Here is a 21,678-nt window from a genome sequence, read left to right on the forward strand (position 1 = left end):
TCAGTGCGACGCGGAGCGACCGGGCGGCCGTCACTGCGCCACCTCCACACCCCGCAGGCGCGCCACGCTCCCCCACTGCTCCAGCCGCTCCCGCACGTCGGCGCGTCGCTCGGTCCGCACCGCCTCGGCGTAGCGCCGCTCCAGCAGCTGCGGGATGTCGACCCGCTCGCCGGTGGCCGCGCTCAGCACGGCGGCCTCCACCATTGCGAGACTGTGGATGTTCTCGTGGATCTCGCTCTGGGGCGTCTCGCCCGTGCGCAGGCAGCGCACGAACTCCGCGAGCGATCCGGCGATCTCCTCGGGCCCGGCCGGCGCGTCCGGCAGGTGGTCGATCCCGTCCGCCTCCGGCGCGCCGTCCCCGTCCCAGACGGCGGTTCCGTGCTCGGCGCTGACCCGCCAGGAGCCGTTCCACGAGGTCTCCCGGCCCGGCGCGCACCAGCTCCCGGTGAAGGTGTAGCGCGCGCCGTCGTCGAACGCGAACGTCGCGGTGGCGGAGGCGTCCCCGTCGTACCAGCTCCACGCCGGGTTCCACGACGAGCAGGACACGGAAATCGGGTCCGCACGCAGGAGGTAGCGCGCCATGTCGAACTGGTGGATGGCCATGTCCACGAGGAGCGGCTGCTCCATCCGGTCGCGGAAGCCGCCGAAATGCGGCGCCTTGTAGAACTCGGTCGTGATCGAACCCACCCGGCCGAGCCGCCCGGCGATGGCGCGCAGCCGGCTCAGCTCATTGAAGTACCGCCGCGACTGGCTGACCATCAGCAGGCCGCCCGCGACCTCGGCGAGCGCCGCCTGCTGGAGGGCGTCGACCAGCGTGGGCGCGATCGGCTTCTCGCAGAGCACCGGGAGGCCGGCGAAGAGCGCCTCCTCGTTCACCGGGCGGTGCGCTGCGGGGACCGTGACGTTCACCACGGCCGCACCTCCACTCTGCGCGGCGACCTCCGACACGGACGACCCGAGCACCACGTCCAGCGCCTCTTCCTGGGCGACGCGCGCGGCCAGGTCGAGGTCGAGGTCGACGATCCCGACCAGGCGGGCGTCCGGGGACGACGCAAGGGTGCGGATCCAGTGGCGCCCCATGTTGCCCGCGCCGACGAGGACGACGGGCAGCTCCTTCTGCGAGTCGTTGACGGCCCCGGTCACAGAACGACCTCGTCGCGGTTGTGCATCGCGCCGGCGTAGCCGTGTCCGTTGAAGAAGTCCTCCCGCTCGTAGCGCAGCAGCACGGGCACCTGCCGGGAGGGCCGGTCGGAGACCGCCCACTCCACGCCGTTGGCGATGACATGCCGGACGTCCGGGTGGTGGTAGACGGGATAGTCCTGGTCGCCGGGGCTGAAGAAGAAGATCTTCCCGTTGCCGCGCTTGAACGTCATCCCGCTGCGGAAGCACTCGCCCCCGCTGAAGGTGCTGATGAAGACGAGCTCGTCGGGCGCGGGGACGTCGAACTGCTCGCCGTACATCTCCTGCGCCGGGATCTCGATCGGGTGCGGGATGCCCTTCGCGATCGGATGGGTCGGGTCGACCGTCCAGACGAGTTCGCGGTCGTTGTCGCTGCGCCAGCGCAGCGTGCAGGTGGTGCCCATGAGCTTCGTGAAGATCTTCGACCAGTGCCCCGAGTGCAGCACGAGGAGCCCCATCCCGGCGAGGACGTGCCGGTGGACGCGCTCGACGATCTCGTCGGACACCTCGGCGTGCGCCGCGTGGCCCCACCAGGTCAGAACGTCGGTCTGCTCCAGCAGCTCCTCGGTCAGCCCGTGCTCCGGGTCGTCCAGCGTCGCGGTCGTCACGCTCACGCGGTCGCCCGCGAACTCCTCGATGCCCTCCTTGATAGCGGTGTGCATGCCCGCCGGGTAGATCTCGGCGACCTCCGGCTCCAGCTGCTCGTGGCGGTTCTCGCCCCACACGACCACCCGGATCGGGTCTTCTGCGGTTCCGATTCGATGAGACATTTCTCGTCACTCTCCTTTTGTTGGTGTCGTTCGGACGGCTTCACTTGATCGCTCCGCCGAGGGCTCCGGCGGCGATGTAGCGCTGCGCGAGGATCAGCAGCACCCCGGCCGGGATGGAGGCCAGCACCGCGGTGGCCATCACCGGGCCCCACTGCTGCACGTTCGCGCTGATGTAGTCGTAGATGCCGAGCGTGATCGGCCGGACCTGCGGCGTACTGGTCAGCGTCAGCGCGAACAGGAAGTCGCCCCACGCGCCGAGGAACGTGAACAGCGCCGCGGTCACGATCGCGTTCTTGCTGATCGGGACCACGATCGAGATGAAGGCGCGGAAGTTGTTCGCGCCGTCAACCAGCGCCGCCTCCACCAGGGAGGGCGGCAGCGACCCCATGAACGCCCGGATCAGCAGGATCGCGAACGGGATCTGCGCCGCGGTGTCCGCCAGGATCAGGCCGGCGTACGAGTTCAGCAGGCCCAGGTCGTTGAACAGCGCGTACAGCGCGTTCGCGATCACGATGACCGGGATCATCTGGGTGATCAGCAGCGCGAACACGAACACGGTCATCCCGCGCATCCGGAACCGGGCGAGGCCGTACGCGGCCGGCGTCGCGATCGCGATGGTCAGCACCACGGTGCTCAGCGCGATGATCGTGCTGGTGACCAGGTTGCCGCCCTGCTGCTTGATCGCGGTGACGTAGCCGTCGAGCGTCGGCTGGAGCGGGAACCACGCGGTCGTGGCGGCTCCGGCGTTGGCCTGGAGGCTGCTGTTGACCATCCAGTAGACCGGGAAGATCATCACGGCCAGGAACAGGACGCCGAGGACGGTCATCGGCCAGCGCCGCTTGACGTGCGGCCGTGCCGCGCGGGCCCCCTTGGGGAGCACGATGGCTCGGGTCTCGGTCATTCGTCGACCTCCTTGCGTGACATGTACAGATAGACGACCGCGAAGACGAGGGAGATCACGATCAGGATGTTGCTGATCGCGGCGCCCTCCCCGAACGCGAACTGCACGAACGACTTCTGGTACGCCCAGGTGGCGAGCGTCTGCGTGGAGTTGGCCGGGCCGCCTCCGGTGAGGCCGAGGATCACATCCACGACCTTGAGCGTGTACACGACGCCGAGCACGATGACGACGCTGACGACCGGCCTGATGCTCGGCCAGGTGATGTGCCGGAACGCCCGCCAGCCGACCGCGCCGTCGAGCGCCGCCGCCTCGTAGAGCTCCTCCGGCACGCCCTGCAGGCCGCTGTAGAGGATGGTCGTGTTGAACGGGATGCCGAGCCAGACGTTCACGCCGATCACCGCGATCAGCGCGAGCGACGGGCTCACCAGCCACGGGACCGGGTGGACCCCGAAGACGCCGAGGAACTGGTTGAGCGCGCCGCTGTCCTGGTCGAGGATCCACTTCCAGACCGCGCTCGACGCGATCAGCGGGAGCAGCCACGGCAGCAGCAGCAGCGAGCGCAGGAAGCCGCCGAGCGGGAAGTTGCGCTTGAAGAACAGCGCCAGCCCGAGCCCGATGGCGAACTGGAGCACGATCGAGCCGATCGTGAACAGGGCCGTGTTCAGCATGGTCGTGCTGAACAGCGAACTGGTGACCGTTGTGACGTAGTTCTGGAGGCCGACCCAGGGCGCCTCGCCGGTGTAGAAGGTGCTGGTCGTGTAGTCCTGGAACGACATCGCCAGGTTCTTGACGATGGGGTAGCCGAAGAAGATCAGGACGAACAGGACCGCCGGCAGGACGAACAGCCACTTGCTGATCGACCGGGCGAGCCGGAACCGCCGCCGGCGCGGGCTGCCCGTGAGCGGGCCGCTGTCGCGGACGGCTGGGGCGATCGCGGGTGTCTCCGCGTTGAGAGTCGTCATCGACCGTGTTCCTTTCCCGTAGAGGCGGGAGCCGTGCGGGCTCCCGCCTCCAGCGAGTTCGTTACTGGTTCTCCGACTGGGCCTGCCTGAGGGCGTCCGCGGGCGATGCCTTGCCCGTCAGCGCGAGCTGTACGGCGGTGTAGATCTTCGTCGCCGCCTTGGGCCAGTCCGGGCCGAGCTCTGCGGTGCGCGCCCGCGCGTCTGCGACGACGCCGACGAAGGACGCGACGTCCGGGTTCGCGGCGCCGAACTTCTTGGCCTCCGCGAGGTCGGTCGGCACGGTCTGCGCGGTCTTGGCCTCGAAGGACTGCAAAGCCGGGGTCATCAGGCACTGGACGAACTTCGCGCCGGCCGCCTGGGCGTCCTTCTTGCCGGTCTGCGGAACCGTGTACTGCTCGCCGCCGAGGGGCGCCACCGAGGTCTGCGACGCCTCGCGGACCGGGATGGAGACGCTGGCCCAGTGCAGCCCGCTCGCCTTCGAGAGCGCCGGGATCTGCCAGGGGCCGTTGATCATCATGGCGGCCTTGCCCGCGATGAACTGGTTGTTCACGTCGGCCTGGGCCCACGAGATGGAGCTCTTGGACAGCGACCCGTCGTTCTGCAGGTCGAGTACGAGCTGGAGGGCCTGGGCGGCCTCCGGCGTCGCGATGTTCTTCTCGTCGCCGCCGTTGGTCCAGAAGAAGGGCAGGAACTGCCAGGTGCCCTCGTAGGTGTTGATGTTGCTCATGGCGAAGCCGTAGCGGCCCTTGCTCGTGTCGGTGAGCTGGCGGGCGGCGGCGCGCAGCTCGTCCCAGGTCTTCGGCGGCTGGACTCCGGCGGCCTGGAGGATGTCGGTGTTGTAGAACAGCGCGATCGAGTTGGCGAGCGGCTGCGCGCCGTACAGCTGGCCCTTGTAGGTGCCCGCCTTGACGGCGGCGGGGGTGAGGCCGGCTCCGGTGATCCCGAAGTCCTTGAGCGGCGCGAGGGCGCCGGTCGCCGCGATCTGCTGCACGTCCGGGTTGTCGATCATCAGCACGTCCGGGAGGGTCTTGGACGAGACCTGCTGCAGGACCTTCTGGATGAGCGAGGCGCCGGCGACGTGGACCGCGTTGACCTTGATACCGGTGCTGGCCTCGCACTTCGCGTACTGGGCGTCGTGCGATCCGTCGGTGAAGTAGTCCTCGAGCGTGATGCTCTTGGCGGTGGAGGCCGTTCCCCCGCCGCTGCACGCGGCGAGGCCGAGCGGGATGATCGCCGCGGCCGCGAGGGCGACGACGACGCGATGTGCTGTCTTCATGGATGCTCCTTTGCATTGCACTGTTGGCTGACGACGGTGTGCGCGAAATTGTAAGCATAAAATCCGTCGGAAGTCACGAACTTTTTTTATGCTTACAACTCCCGGCCGGCGCTGTGCGAAGATAGAGGACCCATGACCGCTCCCAAGAAGGCGGGCGCCCGCAAGCCCAGCATGGCCGACGTCGCCCGGCACGCCGGCGTCTCCGTCATGACCGTCTCCAACGCCATCAACCGGCCGGACATCGTCAGCGACGCGACCCGGGAGCGCGTGCGCGTGTCGATGGACGCCCTCGGCTACCGCAACAACCTGGTGGCCCGCAGCCTCCGGCTGGCCCTCCCCCGCCAGATCGGCTACCTGATCGGGCCGCACCGTTTCGCCGCCGACGCCTACATGGACCAGTTCCTGCACGACCTGGCGGCGACCTCCGAGCGGCACGGCCGCAACCTGACCCTCATCTCCACCGGGTCGCACGAGATCGAGGCCTGCGAGGACCTCTACTACGGGCAGATGGCGGCCGGCTTCATCGTGCCCGACATCTGGTTCGGCGACCCCCGCTTGCCCGCGCTCGCGGAGCGCGGCATCCCGTTCGTCGCCTACGGCGGCGACCCGCACGACGAGAGCGCCACCTGGAACTGGGTCGACACCGACGCCGAGAAGGGCATCATCCTCGCCGTCGACCACCTGACCTCGCTGGGCCACAGCGAGCTGGCCTACCTCGGCTACCCCGACGGGCTGATCACGACCCGCTACCGGCGCCTCGGCTACCTGGGCGCGTGCACCGCGCGCGGGCTGGAGTCGTCGCTCGCGCCGGGCCGGGTGATCGAGACCGGACCGGAGTTCATCGACCTCCTGGCCGCGGCCCGCGCCCTGCTCACCTCCGACGACCCGCCGACCGCGATCGTGAGCGCGACGGACCAGCACGCACTGGCCGTGTTCCTCGTCGCCCGCGAACTCGGCATCCCGGTGGGTTCGGGCGTGGCCGTCACCGGCTTCGACGACTCGCCGGTGGCCGGGGAGTCCGGCTTCGGGATCACCTCGATCCGCCAGCCCAAGGACCGCATCGCGGAGCTCCTTGTCGAGATCCTCGTCGGCGAGGGGACGGCCGTACGGCACGAACTGCTGGAGCCGGAGCTGATCGTGCGGTCGAGCACGGTGTGACGAGACCGGACGCCCTTCGGTGCATCCGGTGCGTCGGCTACGCCGCCGCCACCATCCCCAACTCCAGCAGACTCTCCGCCGTCGCCACGATCGTCTCCGCCGCCGGCCGCGGCCGCAGCCCCAACTCGGCCTTCGCGCGCTCGTTGTGGATGACGAGCGGCGCGGGCTCGTCGCCCGGCAGCTCCGCCGTGGGCACGAGCCGCGCGACCTCGCCGAGCTCCGCGCGCAGCACGTTCGCCACGTCGAGGAAGGTCATCGTCGGGCCGTCCGCGAGGACCAGGTAGCGCTTGCCGCCCGCCGACGGCGTCGACATCGCGGCGATGTGGGCCGACGCGACGTCACGGACGTCCGCGATGCCGAACCGCTGCCGCGGGACCGCAGGGATCGTGCCGTCGAGCATCCCCGCGAAGAGCTGCAGGGAGGACCGCGCGGAGGCGGTGAGCGTCGGGCCCGCGATCCAGGTCGGGTTGACCACGACCAGTTCGGTTTCGCCGCCCTCCCGCTCGATGAAGTCCCACGCGGCCCGTTCGGCGACGGCCTTGGAGAGCGGGTAGGCCGGCAGGCCGGGCGTCTCCGGGTCGGTCCAGTCGGACTCGTCGTAATCGCGGACCGGCTTCGGCGAGTACCCGACGGCCGCGAACGACGAGGTGAGCACCACGCGCCGGGCGCCGGCCGAGCGCGCGGCACGCAGCACCCGGAGGGAGCCGTCCCGCGCCGGGACGACCACCTCGGCCGGGTCCGCCGTCTGGATCATCGGTGACGCGACATGGTAGACGTCCTCGATCCCGGCGAGCGCGGCCTCCCAGCCGTCATCGTCGGTGAGCGACGCCGCCGCGAAGGTCAGCCCGGCGTCGTCGGCGTGGGCGCGCCGCACCGCCGCGCGGACCTCCTCCTCCCGGTCCGGCGACCGGACGGTGGCGCGCACCGCGACGCCGGAGGCGAGGAGGTCGGCGATGAGCCGGGTGGCGAGGTAGCCGGTGCCGCCGGTGACGAGGGTGGTCGGGGTGCTGTTCATCGGAAGGTCTCCTCGAGTCGGGGAAGGATGGCGTCCAGTTCGACGTGCGCCTCGGCCTCGGCCGCGACGTCGCCCCGCGCGCGGGCGTCCCACAGCGCGGCCTTCGCCCGCAGGTAGTCGAGGTGGGTCCGCAGCGTCACGATCTGCTCCTCCACGCGCACGGCGTGCCGCAGCAGGATGTCGCGCTGCTCGCCCGCGGCGTCGTGCCCGCGCAGCCGGTTCGCCTGGTAGGTGCGCATGTCCTCGATCCCGACGCCCATCGCGCGGAGGCAGGCGAGCACCTGCGCCGCGTCGAGGTCGCCCTCGCTGTAGCGCCGGTGCCCGCTGCTGCCGTCGCGGGCGATCGGACCGAGGAGGCCGACCTCCTCGTAGTACCGCAGGGTGGGCTCGCTGAGACCGCTCTGCCGGGACACGTCCTGGATGCTCAAACTGGTCATGTCCTCATCAGAACAGACCTCAAGCGCTTGAAGTCAAGCGGGTCGCCGCAGTGACACGCGTCAGACCCTGCTCGCGCGCCCGACGGCCCTCGCACGGTCGACCACGATCCCGGCGAGCTGGCGCGGCGTCGAGGTCGGCGTGAGCAGCGGCTCAGTGGTGATGTCGGCGCCGGCCGCAGCTGCGAGCTGCGCGAAGTAACCCGGCGCCAGCAGGTAGGTCGCGATCAGCACCCGCGCTCCGGGCTTCCGGGATCGCGCAGCCGCAACGGCTTCGGGGAGCGCGGGCGCCGCCGCCGAGATGAACCCGGCGGAGACCGTCGAGCCGATCCGGCCCGCGAGGAGGGTCGCGGTGCGGTGGCAGTCCGCCACGGCGCGGGAGTCGGAGGAGCCGGCGGCGGCGAGGACGACCTCGTCACCGGGACGATGCCCGGCCTCGCGCAGCCGCTCCACCAGGACGTCGACGAGCCGGGGGTCAGGGCCCAGCGCCGGCGTCACCGTCGCGGGGATAGGCGAGGCGTCCGCCGCCTCGGCCAGGTCGACGAAGACGTGGTACCCGGCGGAGAGCAGCAGCGGGACGATGACCGCGTGACCGGAGGGGCCGGCCAGCGCGGCGGCATGCTCGAGCGATGACGGCACGTCGGGCTGCTCGACATCGACGTGGCAGCCGACGACGGGCTCGGAAAGCGCCGCGGCCACGGCCTCCACCAGGCGGCGCACTGCGGCCTGCCCCTCCGGCGAGGAGGTGCCGTGCGACGCGGCGAGGACGACGTCCGTCATCCGTCGCCCAGCTCGATCTCGATGAACCCGCCGACGATGCGGGTGCGGAAGGTCCGCAAGGCCAGCGCGGGGTCGGTGAAGCACTCCCCGGTGCCGAGGTCGTAGACCTCCTTGTGCAGCGGGGAGGCGACGGTCGGCCGCTCGCCGCGCGAGCCGACGATGCCGCGCGCCATCACCGGGGCGCCGCCGGCCGGGTCCTCGTGCGCGACGGCGTACACCTCGCGCGGCGAGATCAGGAACAGCGCGATCTGGCGCATCCGGAGGAGCACCGCCTCGCCCCACGACGGCTCCAGGTCGTCGACGCGGCAGGCGCGCACCCAGGCGGCGCGGGCGGAATCGGTGTGCCGGATGGTCTGCGTGATCGTCATGGTCCGACGCTACGGGAGGCGTGTTTCGGGAGCGCGCGACTGGTGTTACCTCTCTGTGAATCCCGGCTCACACCGTGCGACCGGCCGTGTGCGAGTGGTGTTAACGCGCGGTTACACGGGCGAAACGGCCGGGAAACCCCCTGCTCCTACGCTCGAAAGGCACCGGCCGGGGAACCGGCCGTGCGGCGGCAGCCGCTGGAGACGGAAGGGGCGCTGCGCATGACGAGACGACGCACAGTGATCGTAGGAGGCGGCCCGGCCGCCCACCGGCTGGTCGACGCGCTCGTGTCGCGCGCCGGCGAGGGGTCCGGCGACCGGTCCATCGTGGTCGTCGCCGAGGAGCCCCATCTGCCCTACGACCGGGTCCAGCTCAGCAAGCGACTCGCCGACGGCGAGGTCGACCTCACGCTCGAGCCGGCGTCGCACTGGGAGGACGCGGCGGTGGAGCTGCGCGTCGGTGAGACGGTCACCGCGATCGACCGCGCCGGGAAGACCGTGACGACCTCGGCCGGGGCGGTCCTCGGCTACGACGACCTCGTGCTCGCGACCGGCTCGTCCGCACCCGTACCCGATATTCCGGGCTCCGCGATGTCCCGGGTCTACCGCACGATCGACGATGTCGACGCACTGGTCGCCGAGGTCGCCGACCTGCGCGACCGGCTCGGCCGCGCGCCCCGGGTCGCGGTCGCCGGCGGCGGCCTGCTCGGGCTGGAGGCCGCGGGCGGCGTGGCCGCGCTCGGCGCCGAGGCGGTCATCATCCACTCCGGCGGCTGGCTGATGTCCGCCCAGCTCGACGAGGGCGCCGGGCAGGCGCTCGGCCGGCTGATCTCGGCCCGCGGGATCGACCTCCATCTGGGCACCCGGCCGCGCGAGATCCTGCTCGGCGACGACGGCCTCCCGGCGGCGGTGCGCTGCGCCGACGGCCGAACGGTCCCCGCCGACATCGTGGTGTTCGCCATCGGCATCCGGGCCCGCGACGAGCTCGCCGGCGCGGCCGGGATCGTGACCGCCGAGCGCGGCGGCGTCGTCATCGACGAGGCGTGCCGCACGTCCGACCCGGCAGTCTGGGCGATCGGCGAGGTCGCCGCGATCGACGGCCGGACCATCGGCCTGGTCGCCCCCGCCAACGCGATGGCCGAGACGGTCGCGGACCGGCTGCTCGGCGGCGGGGCGACGTTCACGACCGTGGACGACGCGACCAAGCTCAAACTCTCCGGCGTGGACGTCGCGAGCTTCGGCGACGCGTTCGCCCGGGAGCCGGGCGCGCTGGAGATCGTCTACGCCGACCCGGCGCGCGGCCTGTACCAGAAGCTCGTCGTGAGCGACGACGCGAAGACGCTTCTCGGCGGGGTGTTCGTCGGCGACGCGTCGCCGTACGCCGGCCTCCGCCCGCTGCTCGGCCGGCAGCTCGACGCCGAGCCCGCCGCGTACCTGTCCGCGGCCGGCGCCGAGCCGCCCGCCGGCGGCTCCCTCCCCGACGACGCCTTCGTCTGCTCCTGCAACAACGTCACGGTCGGCACCGTTCGGGAGGCCGTCGGCGACGGCTGCCACGACCTCGGCGAGCTCAAGACCTGCACCCGCGCCGGCACCCAGTGCGGCTCGTGCGTGCCCCTGGTCAAGAAGCTGCTGGAGGCGGAGCTCACCGCCTCCGGGGCCACCGTCTCGCACGCCCTCTGCGAGCATTTCGACCTCTCGCGCCAGGAGCTGTTCGAGTCGATCCGGGTGCTGGAGCTGACCAGCTGGGAGGACACCATCGGGCGGCTCGGCCGCGGCCGCGGCTGCGACATCTGCAAGCCGGCCGTCGGCTCCATCCTCGCCAGCCAGCACAGCGGCTACCCGCTCGACGGCGGCCGCGGCCCGCTGCAGGACACCAACGACCGCGCGCTCGCGAACATGCAGAAGGACGGCACCTACTCGGTCGTCCCGCGCATCCCCGGCGGTGAGATCACCCCGCAGAAGCTGGCGGTGATCGCGCAGGTCGCCACCGACTTCGGCCTCTACACGAAGATCACCGGAGGCCAGCGCATCGACCTGTTCGGCGCGCGCCTCGACCAGCTCCCGGAGATCTGGAAGCGCCTGGTCGACGCCGGTTTCGAGTCCGGCCAGGCCTACGGCAAGGCGCTGCGGAACGTGAAGAGCTGCGTCGGCTCCACCTGGTGCCGGTACGGCGTGCAGGACTCGGTGGGGATGGCGGTCTCGCTGGAGCTGCGCTACCGGGGCCTGCGCGCCCCGCACAAGTTCAAGTTCGGCGTCTCCGGCTGCGCTCGCGAGTGCGCCGAGGCCCGCGGCAAGGACGTCGGCGTGATCGCCACGGACAAAGGCTGGAACCTCTACGTCGGCGGCAACGGCGGCTTCCAGCCCGCACACGCGCAGCTCCTCGCCTCCGACCTGGACGACGAGACCCTGGTGCGGTACATCGACCGCTACCTCATGTACTACATCCGCACGGCCGACCGGTTGCAGCGCACGGCACGGTGGATGGAGGACCTCGACGGCGGCGTCGACCACGTGCGCGAGGTCGTCGTAGCGGACTCCCTCGGCCTCGGCGCCGAGCTGGAGGCGGCGATGGCCACGCACATCGACACCTACGAGGACGAGTGGGCCGCGACCCTGCGCGACCCGGAGCGGCTGCGCCGGTTCCGCTCGTTCGTGAACGCGCCGACCGAGCCCGACCCGTCGATCGCGCGGGTCGAGGAGCGCGGGCAGCTCCGGCCGGCGACCGCCGAGGAGCGCGCGGCGGGCGCGGTGCTGGTGGCAGGCACGACCATCCCGGTGCGAGACGCCACGGCGACGGCCGCGGTGGAAGGAGACACCCCATGACCATCCCGATCCGCACAGGCTCCGTGACCCTGGTCGGCGGCGGCCCCGGCGACCCCGACCTCCTCACCGTCGCGGCGGTGCGCGCGCTCGCGGCGGCCGACGTCGTGCTCTACGACCGGCTCGCCCCGCACGAGACGCTCGCCGAGCTCGCGCCCGGCGCAGTGCTGATCGACGTGGGCAAGCAGCCGGGGCATCACCCCATCCCGCAGGACGAGATCGAGCAGCTCCTGGTCTCGCACGCCCGGGAGGGGTCGGCCGTCGTCCGGCTGAAGGGCGGCGACCCGTTCGTCTTCGGGCGCGGCGGCGAGGAGGTGGAGGCGTGCCGGCGCGCGGGAGTCCCGGTCAGCGTCATCCCCGGGGTGACGAGCGCGATCGCCGTCCCCGCGGCCGCCGGGATCCCGGTCACCCACCGCACGGCCTCCCGGATGTTCACCGTGATCTCGGGGCACGCACCGCTCTCGCCCGCCGAACTCGAGCACCTGGCGGGCCTGGGCGGCACGATCGTGATCCTCATGGGCGTCACGAACCTCCCCTCGATCACGGCGGGGTTGGCGCGCTTCGGGATGGACCCCGGCATGCCGGTCGCGGTGGTCGAGCAGGGGTACTCCGCGCGGCAGCGGACCACCTTCGGCGAGCTGCGGACCATCCTGACCGAGTCCGTCCAGGCCGGCGTCGGCTCGCCGGCCGTCGTCGTCATCGGCGAGGTCGTCCGGCTCGCTCGCGGAGGCAACGCGGACGCGGCGGCGGCACTCGCCGACGCGGCCGCGGTGGCCGGAGGCTGACATGGGTGACGAACGCGTCGCGGCCTTCCGCCCGGACCAGCTCGCCGGCTTCCGGATCGGCGTGACGAGCGACCGCCGCTCGGCCGACCTGATCGACGCGTTCGAGCGCCGCGGCGCGGCCGTGCTGCACGCGCCGACCGTGCACATGCAGCACGCAGAGGACGATGCACCCGTGATCGCGGACACGGAGCGGATCATCGCAGCGGCGCCCGACGTGCTGCTGGCGACGACGAGCTACGGGATGCGGCGCTGGTTCGAGGTCGCCGACTCGGCCGGCCTCGGCGAGGAGTTGCAGCGCGCGCTGGCGGGGTCGACCATCCTGGTCCGCGGGCCGAAAGCGCGCGGCGCGGTACGGGCGGCCGGCCTCGACGACGCGGGGATGAGCGACGAGGAGACGACGGACTCCCTCGTCTCGAAGGTGATCGCGGAGTTCCCGCCCGGGATCACGGTCGCCATCCAGCTGCACGGTCAGACCGACATCGGTCAGCTCCAGCGGCTGCAGGAGGCGGGCGACCGGGTCCTCGCCGTCGCGCCGTACACCTGGTCGGTGGCCGAGGACGACGACGAGCGCGCGACCCGCCTCGTGGACGCGATCGCCGCCCGGCAGCTCGACTGCGTGACTTTCACCAGCGCGCCGGCTGTCGACGGGCTGCTGATCGCCGCCCTCGCCCGCGGCCGGCATCCGGAGGTGCTGGAGGCGTTCCGCACGGACGTGGTCGCCGCCAGCGTCGGGCCGGTGACGTCCGCCCCGCTGGTCGGTGCGGGCATCGAGCCGCTGCAGCCGGACCGCTACCGGATGGGCGCGCTCATCCGGCTGGTCTGCGAGACGCTGGAGGCGGAGTCCACCCGCCGCGTGAGCACGCGGCACGGGGAGGTCGAGCTGCGTGGCAGCATCGCGGTGGTGGCCGGGAATCCGGTGCGGCTGACGCCGACGTCGCTGTCGCTGTTCCGGGCGCTGGTCGCGGCGAACGGCGCCGTGGTGTCGCGCCGCGACCTGTCCGTCGCGCTCGACGGCGGCTGCGACGAGCACGCGATGGAGGTGTCGCTGAGCCGCCTCCGCCAGAGCCTCGGCACCCCCGGCCTCGTCGCCACCGTCGTCAAACGCGGCTACCGCCTCGACGTCTGACCTCGCGCGATTCCGCACGAATCGCGGCTCTCGCCGCCGCTTTCGCGACATTCGTCACGAATCGCCACTATCCACATTCGGCACGAATCGCGGCTTTCGCCGGCGCTTTCACGACATTCGTCACGAATCGCGGCGCGCTACACGACGGGCGCAGCCGCCAGGATGGCCGCGATGCGGCCCTTGCAGCCGCCGCAGCCGGTGCCGGCGCGGGTGTCACGGCCGACGCACTCGACGGTGTCGCAGCCGGCGGCGACTGCCTCGCCGATGCGGCCCGCGGTGACGCCGTTGCACCAGCAGACCGTCGCGTCCGGTCCCAGCGGGTCCTCGACGGCCACGGCTCCCGCGTCGGCGGCGTCCAGCCGCAGCAGCGCGGACGGCTCGGCCGGGAGCGAGGCGCCGCGTTCGAACAGCAGCGTCAGCTCCGCCCCCGCCTGCGGGAGGCCGACCGAGACGAACCCGGTCAGGATGCCCTCCCGGACCACCGTCTTCACATAGGCCGCGCGCGCCGGGTCGAGCCACACGGTCACCTCGGCGTCCGTATCCCACGGCTCCGCCGCGTGGTCGCCGCCCGAGACCACATCGATCCCGGTCGCTTTGAGCATCACGGCCGTGGGGCGCTCGCGGAGGGCGACCGACGCCTCCGCCCCGGCCGCGGCTCCCGAGGCCTCCGCCCGGAGCCGCCGGGCCAGCGCTGCCGCCTGCCGCCAGCCGGGCCCGATCAGCCCGCTGGGGGCGCCCGGCACCCGGCCCGACGCGTCCGCATCCTCGGGCGACGCCACCTGCGCGCAGTCCCCGATCGCGAACACGTCCGGGTCGCTCCAGCTCCGCAGCTCCTCGTCGACGAGGATGCCGGCCGAGCAGGCCAGGCCGGCGGCGAGCGCGAGCTCCACCCGCGGGCCGACGCCGCAGGACAGCACGAGGAGGTCGCCGGGGATGTAGGTGCCGTCCGCGCAGCCGACGCCATCGAACACGCGGCCGGCCTCGGTGTCGCGGAAGCCGATGCTCTCCGCGCGCGCGTGCGCGGCCATCCCGACCCCCGTGTCCCGCACGGCGCGGGCGAGCATCCGCCCGCCCGGCTCGTCGAGGTTGCGCGCCATCGGCGTCGGCCCGTGGTGGACGACGACCACCTGCGCGCCGTGCTCGGCCGCGAGCAGGGCGAACTCCATGCCGAGCACCCCGGCGCCGAGCACGACGATCGCGCCGCCGGCCGCCACGACGGGAGCGACCGCCTCGGCGTCGGTCAGATCGCGCAGCGCCACGACCCCGCTCGGGAGCGGACGTCGTCCGCGGTCGAGCGCGGCGGCCGGTGCGGCATCCCGCTCGTGCCGGGTGTGTTCGAGGCCGTCGAGCGTCGGGATGTTCGCCCGGGCGCCCGTGGCCAGCACCAACCGGTCGTAGCGCAGCTCATCCCCGCCGGACGTGACCACCCGCTGGCGGCCCCGGTCGATCGTGGCGGCGGTCTCCGCGAGGCGGATGTCCGCACCGGCGGCGCGCGCGGCCGCCGTGTCGGTGACGTCGAGCCGGTCGCGGGAGGCGGCGCCGACCGCGTACTCGGCGACGAGCACACGGTTGTAGGCGTCCTGGTCCTCGGCTCCGAGCGCGACGAGCGAGGCCTCCCCTGCCGCCACGGCGGGCAGCATCTCTTCGACGAAACGGGCTCCGACCGGCCCGTAGCCGATGAGGACGATGCGCAGCGGCCTGGTCATGCGCCGGCCTCCACCGTCACCAGCGTGCGCTTGAACTCCGGCATCGCCGAGACCGGGTCGACCGCCGCCTCCGTCAGCAGGTTCGCGCACTGTCGTCCCGCGAAGTGGAACGGCAGGAATACCGTGTCGATCCGCATCCCCGCGGTGAGCAGCGCCGTGGCGTCGACGCTCCCACGAGCGTTGCGGATCCGCACCGGCTCGCCGTCGCCGATTCCGAGCCGGGCGGCCGTGGCCGGGTGCAGCTCGGCCCGCACGCTCGGCTGCGCGGTGACGAGCTCCGCCACCCGGCGGGTCTGCGCGCCCGACTGGTAGTGCTCCAGCAGACGGCCGGTGATCAGGGTCAGCTCGCCGACCTCCTTCCCGGTCTCGAGCGCGCGCGGGCGGACGGCGACGAGGCGGGCGCGCCCGTCCGGGTGGCCGAACCGGTCCAGGAACAGCCGCGGCGTCCCCGTCGATCCAGCGGGGTAGGGCCAGTGCGCTGCCACGTCGTCTTCGAGCTGCGCGTCGAGCACCGCGTGGCTGAGCCCCGAGTAGTCGGCGACGCCTCCCGCCGACGCCCGGCCCAGTTCGTCGAAGACCTCCGCCGGCGAGATCGGCCACGCCCCCGGCGCGCCCAACCGGCCGGCGAGGTCGGCGAGGATGTCCAGCTCGCTCCGCACGCCAGGCGGCGGGTCGATGGCGCGGCGGCGGCGCAGGACGCGCCCCTCCAGGTTCGTCATGGTCCCCTCCTCCTCGGCCCACTGCGTGACCGGCAGCACCACGTCGGCGAGCTCCGCCGTCTCCGACAGGACGAAGTCGCACACCACCAGGAAGTCGAGCGCTTCCAGGCCCGCGCGCACGGCGCCCGCGTCCGGCCCGGAGACGACCACGTTGGAGCCGTGCACCAGCAGGGCCCGCACACCGACCGGGCGGCCGAGCATCCCGAGCAGTTCGACGGCGGGGACGCCCGGACCGGGGAGGACGCCGGGCTCGACGCCCCAGACCGCGGCGACCGCGGCGCGGTCGGCCGGGTCCGCGATCGAGCGGTAGCCGGGAAGCTGGTCGCACTTCTGCCCGTGCTCGCGGCCGCCCTGGCCATTGCCCTGGCCGGTCAACGTCCCGTACCCGGAGCCGGGGCGGCCGACGAGGCCGAGGACGAGCGCGAGGTTGATCGCGGCCGTCGCGGTGTCGGTCCCATCGACGTGCTGCTCGACCCCACGGCCGGTGAGGATGTACGTGCCACGGCCGCGCGCGAGCCGGCGCGCGACCTCCCGGAGCTGCCCGACCGGGACTCCGGTGTGCTCCTGAACGCGTTCGGGCCACCACGCCGAGACGCTGCGGCGCACGGCGTCGAACCCGCTGGTCCGGGCCTCCAGGTAGTCCAGGTCGGCCAGTCCCTCGGCGAGCACGAGGTGGGTCAGCCCGAGCAGCACGACCAGGTCGGTGCCCGGCGCCGGCGCCAGGTGCAGGCCTCCTCCGTCGGCTGTGAGCTGCGCGGTCTGCGAACGGCGCGGGTCCACGACGACGAGGCCGCCCGCCGCCCGGGCGCCGGCCAGGTGACCGATGAAGGGCGGCATGGTGGCTGCGACGTTCGAACCGAGCAACAGGATCGTGTCCGCGTCGTCGAGGTCCGTCACCGGGAACGGCATCCCCCTGTCCATCCCGAACGCCCGCTTGCCCGCCGCGGCGGCCGACGCCATGCAGAACCGGCCGTTGTAGTCGATGCGCGAGGTCGCCAGCGCCAAGCGGGCGAACTTGCCGAGCAGGTAGGCCTTCTCGTTCGTGAGCCCGCCGCCGCCGAAGACCGCCACCGCATCCGGGCCGTCATCCCGACGGATCGCGGTCAGCCGCGCGGCGATCAGGGCGAGCGCCTCCTCCCACTCCGCCGGTCGCAGTTCGCCGTCGCGCCGGATCAGCGGGGCGGTCAGCCGATCGGGAGTCGTCAGCAGCTCGGCGGATGTCCAGCCCTTCTTGCAGAGGCCGCCCCGGTTGGTGGGGAACATCCGTCCGCTCACTGTCACCGGGGCCGCCGCGTCAGGCGACGGTGCGAGCGTCATGGCGCACTGCAGCGCGCAGTACGGGCAGTGGCTCGCTGCGTCCATCGGGGCCCGCCGCTCAGATCCGCACCCCGCGGCGGCGGCCGCGCACGGCCACGGCCACGGTGATCGCCAGCAGCACCACGTAGGCTCCGACGAACCACATCAACCCCGCCGCGTAGCCTCCGGTGGTCGACTTCGACAGCCCGAGCACCTGAGGGATGACGAAGCCGCCGTACGCGCCGAACGCCGAAACGATCCCGAGAGCGGCGGCCGCCGTGCGCTGCGACGACACGTCGCCGGCCGAGCTGTGTCCGTCCGCCGCGCCCGAGCGCAGCGCGAAAAGCGTTGGGATCATCCGGTAGGTCGCACCGTTGCCCGCGCCGGACGCGATGAACAGCACGAGGAAGAAGCCGAGGAACAGCCAGAAGTTGTCCAGCGGCAGCGTGACGACGACGGCGAGCGCCCCGAGCGCCATGACCACGAAGGCGGCGATGGTGATCGTGCTGCCCCCGAACCGGTCGGCGAGCCGGCCGCCGAACGGCCGGGCGAGCGAGCCGACGAGAGCCCCGAGGAACGCCAGCGACAGCGTGGCGCCGCCGACCGGGAACGCGCTGAACGCCGGAAACTGGTCGGCGATGAGCTTCGGGAAGACGCCCGAGAAGCCGATGAACGACCCGAACGTCCCGATGTAGAGCAGGGCCATCAGCCACAGCTCGGGTGCGCGGAGGGCGGCGAGCGACGCCTTCACGTCCGCGCGCGCGTTCGAGAGGTTGTCCATCCGCCGCCAGGCCCCGACGATCGCCACCAGGATGAGCGGCACCCAGACCAGGCCGGCGAGCGGGAGCTGGACGGTCGCACCGGCGCCGAGGGTGATGACGATCGGCACGGCGAACTGCGCGACCGCTGCACCGAGGTTGCCGCCGGCCGCGTTGAGCCCGAGCGCCCAGCCCTTTTTCCGCTGCGGGTAGAAGAACGTGATGTTCGCCATGGACGAGGCGAAGTTGCCGCCGCCGAACCCGGCGAGCGCCGCCACGAGCAGCATCACGCCGAACGGCGTCCCGGGGTTCGCGACGCAGATCGCCAGCCCGATGGCAGGGATGAGCAGCAGGGCCGCCGAGACCATCGTCCAGTTGCGGCCGCCGAACTTCGGGACCATGAACGTGTACGGGATCCGCAGCGTCGCACCGACCAGGCTCGGCATCGAGATCAGCCAGAACGTCTGCGACGTCGTGAAGTGTAAGCCCGCGGCGGGGAGGGCGACCACGACGATCGACCAGAGCTGCCAGACGACGAAGCCGAGGAACTCCGCGAAGATCGACCAGCGGAGGTTGCGCTGCGCTATCGCGGCGCCGGACGCCTCCCACTGGGCCGGGTCTTCGGCGTTCCAGCCGTCGATCCAACGGCCGGGACGGACGGCGAGGGCGGACTCCGCGGCCGGGGCCGCGGTCGGGGCGGAGACGGTGCTGGTCATCGTGCGGTCCTCCTGCGGTGAGTGGGTGACTCCACGCTAGGAAGATGGTGTTTCGGCGGGTCGCGCACGGCGTGAAACCTGTGTGACCAACACCTCTCCGGCGCCCGAGGGGGCTGTGAGGCCCGCGCCGCCGGCCGGCGCGGGCCGCACCGGTCAGGCTCCGACCGACCTCCGCTTGTTGAACACGTCGAAAGCGACGGCCGCGAGCAGCACGAGGCCCTTGATCAGCTGCTGGTAGTCGCTGTCCACGCCCAGAATCGACATGCCGTTGTTGAGCACGCCGATGATCAGGCCGCCGATGATCGCCCCGGGGACCGTCCCGATGCCGCCGGTGACCGCCGCGCCGCCGATGAAGACGGCGGAGATCGCGTCCAGCTCGAACCCGTTGCCGGCGCTCGGGCTGGCCAGGTTGAGCCCGGCGGTGAAGACCAGGCCGGCGATCGCCGAGATGACGCCCATGTTGATGAACAGCAGGAAGGTCACCCGCTTCGTCTTGACGCCCGAGAGGGCGGCCGCGGCCAGGTTGCCGCCGATCGCGTAGATGTGCCGGCCGAAGACCGAACGGTTCATCACCGCCGTGTACCCCACGACGAGGACGCCGAGGATGATGAGCACGATCGGCGTCCCGTTGTAGCTGGCGAGCAGCAGCGTGACCGTGAGCACCAGTGCGACGAGGAAGATCAGCTTCAGCACGAACCACCAGAGCGGCTCGTCCTCCAGGTCGTACTTGCGGCGCACCAGCCGCTGACGCACCGAGGTGGCGACGATGGCGGCGGCCGCGAGCAGACCGAGGATGAGGGTGAGCGGCTCGTAGCCGGAGGTGCCGAACGCCGGCAGGAACCCGGAGCCGATCGAGCGGAACTCCTTCGGGAAGAAGGAGATCTGCTGGTTGCCGAGGGCTATCTGGGCGGCGCCGCGGAAGACGAGCATGCCGGCGAGGGTGACGATGAAGGCCGGGATGCCGAAGTACGCCACCCAGTAGCCCTGCCAGGCCCCGACCAGCGCGCCCAGGACGAGGCAGAAGACGACGGCCAGCGGCCAGGGCAAGTGCCATTGCGAGATCATCACGCCGGCCATCGCGCCGATGAAGGCGACGACGCTGCCGACTGAGAGGTCGATGTGCCCGGCGATGATGATCATCACCATTCCGACGGCCAGGATCAGGATGTAGCTGTTCTGGACGATGAGGTTCGTGACGTTGATCGGCGCGAGGGTGATGCCGGCCGTCGTGATCTGGAAGAACAGCACGATCACGATCAGCGCGATGAAGAGGCCGATCTGTCGGAGCTGGCCCGTCAGGTAGCTGACGGCGTTCGTGAGCGGTTTCATTCTGTGGTCTTCTCGCGTTCCTGGGTCATGAATTGCATGAGGTATTCGGCGGTTGCCTTCTCGCGCGGGACATCGGCGGTGATCCGTCCCTCGCTCAGGGTGTAGATGCGGTCGCAGATGCCGAGCAGCTCGGGCAGCTCGGAGGAGATCACGATGATGCCCTTACCGGCGTCGGCGAGGCGGTCGATGATCGTGTAGATCTCGTACTTCGCCCCGACGTCGATGCCGCGGGTGGGCTCGTCGAGGATGAGCACGTCCGGGTCGGCGTACATCCATTTGGAGAGCACGACCTTCTGCTGGTTGCCGCCGGAGAGCTTGCCGGTGAGCGTCGAGACGTTCGGCGTCTTGATGTTCATCGTCTTGCGGTAGCCCTCCGCGACGATCCGCTCCTTGTGCTCGTTGACGAACTTGAGCCAGTCGACGAGCTTGTCGAGCGCGGCGATCGAGATGTTCCGCTGGATGTCGTCGATGAGGTTGAGCCCGTAGTGCTTGCGGTCCTCGGTCGAGTAGGCGATGCCGTGCTCGATGGCCTTCGACACCGTGTTCACCGAGATCGGCTTGCCGCGCTTGTAGACCTGGCCGCTGATGTCGACGCCGTAGCTGCGTCCGAAGACACTCATCGCCAGCTCGGTGCGCCCCGCGCCCATGAGTCCGGCGATGCCGACGATCTCACCGGCGCGCACGAACAGATTGGCGCCGTCGACGACCTTGCGGCTGCGGTCGAGGGGGTGGTGCACGGTCCAGTCCTCGATGCGGAGGAGCTCCTCGCCGATGTGCGGCACGTGGTCGGGGAACCGGCTGGCGACGTCGCGGCCGACCATCCCCTTGATGATGCGGTCCTCGCTCGCGGCCTCGCCGCGCATCTCCAGCGTCTCGATGGTGCGCCCGTCGCGGATGATCGTGACGCGGTCCGCGATCGCTTTGATCTCGTTGAGCTTGTGACTGATGATGATCGACGTGATGCCGTGGCTCTGGAGCTGACGGATCAGGTCGAGCAGGTGCGCCGAGTCGTCGTCGTTCAGTGCGGCGGTCGGCTCGTCGAGGATGAGGATCTTCACCTCTTTGGAGAGCGCCTTCGCGATCTCCACGAGCTGCTGCTTGCCGACGCCGATGTCCTTGATCTTCGTGATCGGGTTGTCGCGCAGCCCGACCCGGGCGAGCAGCTTGCCCGCCTCCAGGTTGGTCTCGTTCCAGTCGATCCAGCCGCCGTGCTGGCGCTCGTTGCCGAGGTAGATGTTCTCGGCGATGGACAGGTAGGGCGAGAGCGCGAGCTCCTGGTGGATGATCACGATGCCGGCGGCCTCGGAGTCGTTGATCGAGCGGAACTCCACCGGTTCGCCGTTCAGGACGATCTCGCCCTCGAACGTGCCGTGCGGGTACACCCCGGACAGGACCTTCATCAGAGTGGACTTGCCTGCGCCGTTCTCGCCGCAGATGGCGTGGACCGAGCCCTCCTCGATCGAGATCGAGACATCCTGCAGGGCCTTCACCCCGGGGAACGTCTTCGAGATGTTGCGCATCTCGAGAATCGTGTTGGACATTGTCTCCCTTGCTTCGTCGCGGGCGGGGCGGGCACGTCGAAC

Annotated in this window: 18 protein-coding genes; 4 read left to right on the forward strand and 14 right to left on the reverse strand. The window is 71.4% G+C overall.

The genetic code is table 11. The features are described from left to right. Positions 1–30: 30 nt before the first annotated feature. The 5 genes from AC1ROW_RS19015 to AC1ROW_RS19035 all read right to left on the reverse strand — a co-directional run bounded on the left by AC1ROW_RS19015 (position 31) and on the right by AC1ROW_RS19035 (position 5,088). Positions 31–1,143: a Gfo/Idh/MocA family protein gene (locus AC1ROW_RS19015; protein ID WP_493020749.1), complete on the reverse strand. Its 1,113-nt coding sequence runs from the start codon at positions 1,141–1,143 to the stop codon at positions 31–33. Further along, complete coding sequence (locus tag AC1ROW_RS19020; RefSeq protein ID WP_493020751.1) at positions 1,140–1,949, reverse strand: ThuA domain-containing protein; 810 nt, start codon at positions 1,947–1,949, stop codon at positions 1,140–1,142. Before AC1ROW_RS19020 ends, AC1ROW_RS19015 begins: the two co-directional genes overlap by 4 nt. Positions 1,950–1,989: 40 nt before the next feature. Further along, positions 1,990–2,850, reverse strand: coding sequence for a carbohydrate ABC transporter permease (locus AC1ROW_RS19025; protein WP_493020753.1), 861 nt, complete (start codon positions 2,848–2,850; stop codon positions 1,990–1,992). Continuing rightward, the gene (locus AC1ROW_RS19030) at positions 2,847–3,812 is read right to left on the reverse strand and encodes a carbohydrate ABC transporter permease (RefSeq protein WP_493020755.1); all 966 of its coding nucleotides are present in this window, start codon (positions 3,810–3,812) and stop codon (positions 2,847–2,849) included. The genes AC1ROW_RS19025 and AC1ROW_RS19030 overlap by 4 nt, the downstream gene beginning before the upstream one ends. 61 nt (positions 3,813–3,873) lie before the next feature. Next, positions 3,874–5,088 (reverse strand): sugar ABC transporter substrate-binding protein, encoded by a 1,215-nt coding sequence (locus tag AC1ROW_RS19035; protein WP_493020757.1) that lies wholly within the window; start codon positions 5,086–5,088, stop codon positions 3,874–3,876. Positions 5,089–5,220: 132 nt separating this feature from the next. Between AC1ROW_RS19035 and AC1ROW_RS19040 the strand changes: the two genes are divergently transcribed. Further along, positions 5,221–6,246: a LacI family DNA-binding transcriptional regulator gene (locus AC1ROW_RS19040; protein WP_493020759.1), complete on the forward strand. Its 1,026-nt coding sequence runs from the start codon at positions 5,221–5,223 to the stop codon at positions 6,244–6,246. Between the two features lie 37 nt (positions 6,247–6,283). Here the strand turns inward: AC1ROW_RS19040 and AC1ROW_RS19045 are convergent, their stop codons facing one another. The 4 genes from AC1ROW_RS19045 to nirD are packed head-to-tail and all read right to left on the reverse strand — an operon-like array spanning position 6,284 to position 8,843. Next, positions 6,284–7,261 carry an NAD-dependent epimerase/dehydratase family protein gene (locus tag AC1ROW_RS19045; RefSeq protein ID WP_493020761.1) on the reverse strand — a complete coding sequence of 326 codons (978 nt, stop codon included), beginning with the start codon at positions 7,259–7,261 and terminating at the stop codon, positions 6,284–6,286. Then, on the reverse strand, positions 7,258–7,698 hold the full coding sequence (locus tag AC1ROW_RS19050; RefSeq protein WP_493020763.1) for a MerR family transcriptional regulator: 441 nt from the start codon (positions 7,696–7,698) through the stop codon (positions 7,258–7,260). The genes AC1ROW_RS19045 and AC1ROW_RS19050 overlap by 4 nt, the downstream gene beginning before the upstream one ends. Before the next feature lie 60 nt (positions 7,699–7,758). Further along, positions 7,759–8,475: a sirohydrochlorin chelatase gene (locus tag AC1ROW_RS19055; RefSeq protein ID WP_493020765.1), complete on the reverse strand. Its 717-nt coding sequence runs from the start codon at positions 8,473–8,475 to the stop codon at positions 7,759–7,761. After that, complete coding sequence (nirD, locus tag AC1ROW_RS19060; protein WP_493020767.1) at positions 8,472–8,843, reverse strand: nitrite reductase small subunit NirD; 372 nt, start codon at positions 8,841–8,843, stop codon at positions 8,472–8,474. Before nirD ends, AC1ROW_RS19055 begins: the two co-directional genes overlap by 4 nt. A 219-nt stretch (positions 8,844–9,062) precedes the next feature. On the opposite strand from nirD, the gene nirB reads away from it, so the two are divergent. From nirB to AC1ROW_RS19075, 3 genes are read left to right on the forward strand one after another with little or no spacing between them, the layout of a single operon-like run. After that, entirely contained in the window at positions 9,063–11,663 is a 2,601-nt protein-coding gene (gene nirB / locus AC1ROW_RS19065; RefSeq protein WP_493020769.1) for a nitrite reductase large subunit NirB, read from the forward strand. Beyond that, positions 11,660–12,445 (forward strand): uroporphyrinogen-III C-methyltransferase, encoded by a 786-nt coding sequence (cobA, locus tag AC1ROW_RS19070; protein WP_493020771.1) that lies wholly within the window; start codon positions 11,660–11,662, stop codon positions 12,443–12,445. The genes nirB and cobA overlap by 4 nt, the downstream gene beginning before the upstream one ends. Before the next feature lies 1 nt (position 12,446). After that, positions 12,447–13,571 carry a uroporphyrinogen-III synthase gene (locus AC1ROW_RS19075; RefSeq protein WP_493020773.1) on the forward strand — a complete coding sequence of 375 codons (1,125 nt, stop codon included), beginning with the start codon at positions 12,447–12,449 and terminating at the stop codon, positions 13,569–13,571. Between the two features lie 137 nt (positions 13,572–13,708). On the opposite strand, the gene AC1ROW_RS19080 is transcribed toward AC1ROW_RS19075, so the two are convergent. From AC1ROW_RS19080 to mmsA, 5 genes are all read right to left on the reverse strand, one after another. After that, positions 13,709–15,277 carry an FAD-dependent oxidoreductase gene (locus AC1ROW_RS19080; protein WP_493020775.1) on the reverse strand — a complete coding sequence of 523 codons (1,569 nt, stop codon included), beginning with the start codon at positions 15,275–15,277 and terminating at the stop codon, positions 13,709–13,711. Beyond that, a complete protein-coding gene (locus tag AC1ROW_RS19085; RefSeq protein WP_493020777.1) occupies positions 15,274–17,358 on the reverse strand; it encodes a molybdopterin oxidoreductase family protein in 2,085 nt (694 codons plus the stop codon). Before AC1ROW_RS19085 ends, AC1ROW_RS19080 begins: the two co-directional genes overlap by 4 nt. A gap of 13 nt (positions 17,359–17,371) precedes the next feature. After that, positions 17,372–18,766 (reverse strand): MFS transporter, encoded by a 1,395-nt coding sequence (locus tag AC1ROW_RS19090; protein ID WP_493020779.1) that lies wholly within the window; start codon positions 18,764–18,766, stop codon positions 17,372–17,374. Positions 18,767–18,919: 153 nt separating this feature from the next. Next, positions 18,920–20,095, reverse strand: a complete 1,176-nt coding sequence (gene mmsB, locus AC1ROW_RS19095; RefSeq protein WP_493020781.1) for a multiple monosaccharide ABC transporter permease — start codon at positions 20,093–20,095, stop codon at positions 18,920–18,922. Beyond that, positions 20,092–21,636: a multiple monosaccharide ABC transporter ATP-binding protein gene (gene mmsA, locus AC1ROW_RS19100; protein ID WP_493020783.1), complete on the reverse strand. Its 1,545-nt coding sequence runs from the start codon at positions 21,634–21,636 to the stop codon at positions 20,092–20,094. Before mmsA ends, mmsB begins: the two co-directional genes overlap by 4 nt. Positions 21,637–21,678: the final 42 nt, after the last annotated feature.

Source organism: Leifsonia sp. GW821-FHT13C09, assembly GCF_058806435.1.

What these genes read in the sequence shown, in the direction of transcription:
- AC1ROW_RS19030 (WP_493020755.1), bottom strand. Translation starts at nt 3,812, where the DNA reads ATGACGACTCTCAACGCGGAGACACCCGCGATCGCCCCAGCCGTCCGC.
- nirD (WP_493020767.1), bottom strand. Translation starts at nt 8,843, where the DNA reads ATGACGATCACGCAGACCATCCGGCACACCGATTCCGCCCGCGCCGCC.
- AC1ROW_RS19085 (WP_493020777.1), bottom strand. Translation starts at nt 17,358, where the DNA reads ATGGACGCAGCGAGCCACTGCCCGTACTGCGCGCTGCAGTGCGCCATG.
- AC1ROW_RS19035 (WP_493020757.1), bottom strand. Translation starts at nt 5,088, where the DNA reads ATGAAGACAGCACATCGCGTCGTCGTCGCCCTCGCGGCCGCGGCGATC.
- AC1ROW_RS19080 (WP_493020775.1), bottom strand. Translation starts at nt 15,277, where the DNA reads ATGACCAGGCCGCTGCGCATCGTCCTCATCGGCTACGGGCCGGTCGGA.
- cobA (WP_493020771.1), top strand. Translation starts at nt 11,660, where the DNA reads ATGACCATCCCGATCCGCACAGGCTCCGTGACCCTGGTCGGCGGCGGC.
- AC1ROW_RS19045 (WP_493020761.1), bottom strand. Translation starts at nt 7,261, where the DNA reads ATGAACAGCACCCCGACCACCCTCGTCACCGGCGGCACCGGCTACCTC.
- AC1ROW_RS19025 (WP_493020753.1), bottom strand. Translation starts at nt 2,850, where the DNA reads ATGACCGAGACCCGAGCCATCGTGCTCCCCAAGGGGGCCCGCGCGGCA.
- AC1ROW_RS19040 (WP_493020759.1), top strand. Translation starts at nt 5,221, where the DNA reads ATGACCGCTCCCAAGAAGGCGGGCGCCCGCAAGCCCAGCATGGCCGAC.
- AC1ROW_RS19075 (WP_493020773.1), top strand. Translation starts at nt 12,447, where the DNA reads ATGGGTGACGAACGCGTCGCGGCCTTCCGCCCGGACCAGCTCGCCGGC.
- AC1ROW_RS19050 (WP_493020763.1), bottom strand. Translation starts at nt 7,698, where the DNA reads ATGACCAGTTTGAGCATCCAGGACGTGTCCCGGCAGAGCGGTCTCAGC.
- mmsB (WP_493020781.1), bottom strand. Translation starts at nt 20,095, where the DNA reads ATGAAACCGCTCACGAACGCCGTCAGCTACCTGACGGGCCAGCTCCGA.
- mmsA (WP_493020783.1), bottom strand. Translation starts at nt 21,636, where the DNA reads ATGTCCAACACGATTCTCGAGATGCGCAACATCTCGAAGACGTTCCCC.
- AC1ROW_RS19090 (WP_493020779.1), bottom strand. Translation starts at nt 18,766, where the DNA reads ATGACCAGCACCGTCTCCGCCCCGACCGCGGCCCCGGCCGCGGAGTCC.
- nirB (WP_493020769.1), top strand. Translation starts at nt 9,063, where the DNA reads ATGACGAGACGACGCACAGTGATCGTAGGAGGCGGCCCGGCCGCCCAC.
- AC1ROW_RS19055 (WP_493020765.1), bottom strand. Translation starts at nt 8,475, where the DNA reads ATGACGGACGTCGTCCTCGCCGCGTCGCACGGCACCTCCTCGCCGGAG.
- AC1ROW_RS19020 (WP_493020751.1), bottom strand. Translation starts at nt 1,949, where the DNA reads ATGTCTCATCGAATCGGAACCGCAGAAGACCCGATCCGGGTGGTCGTG.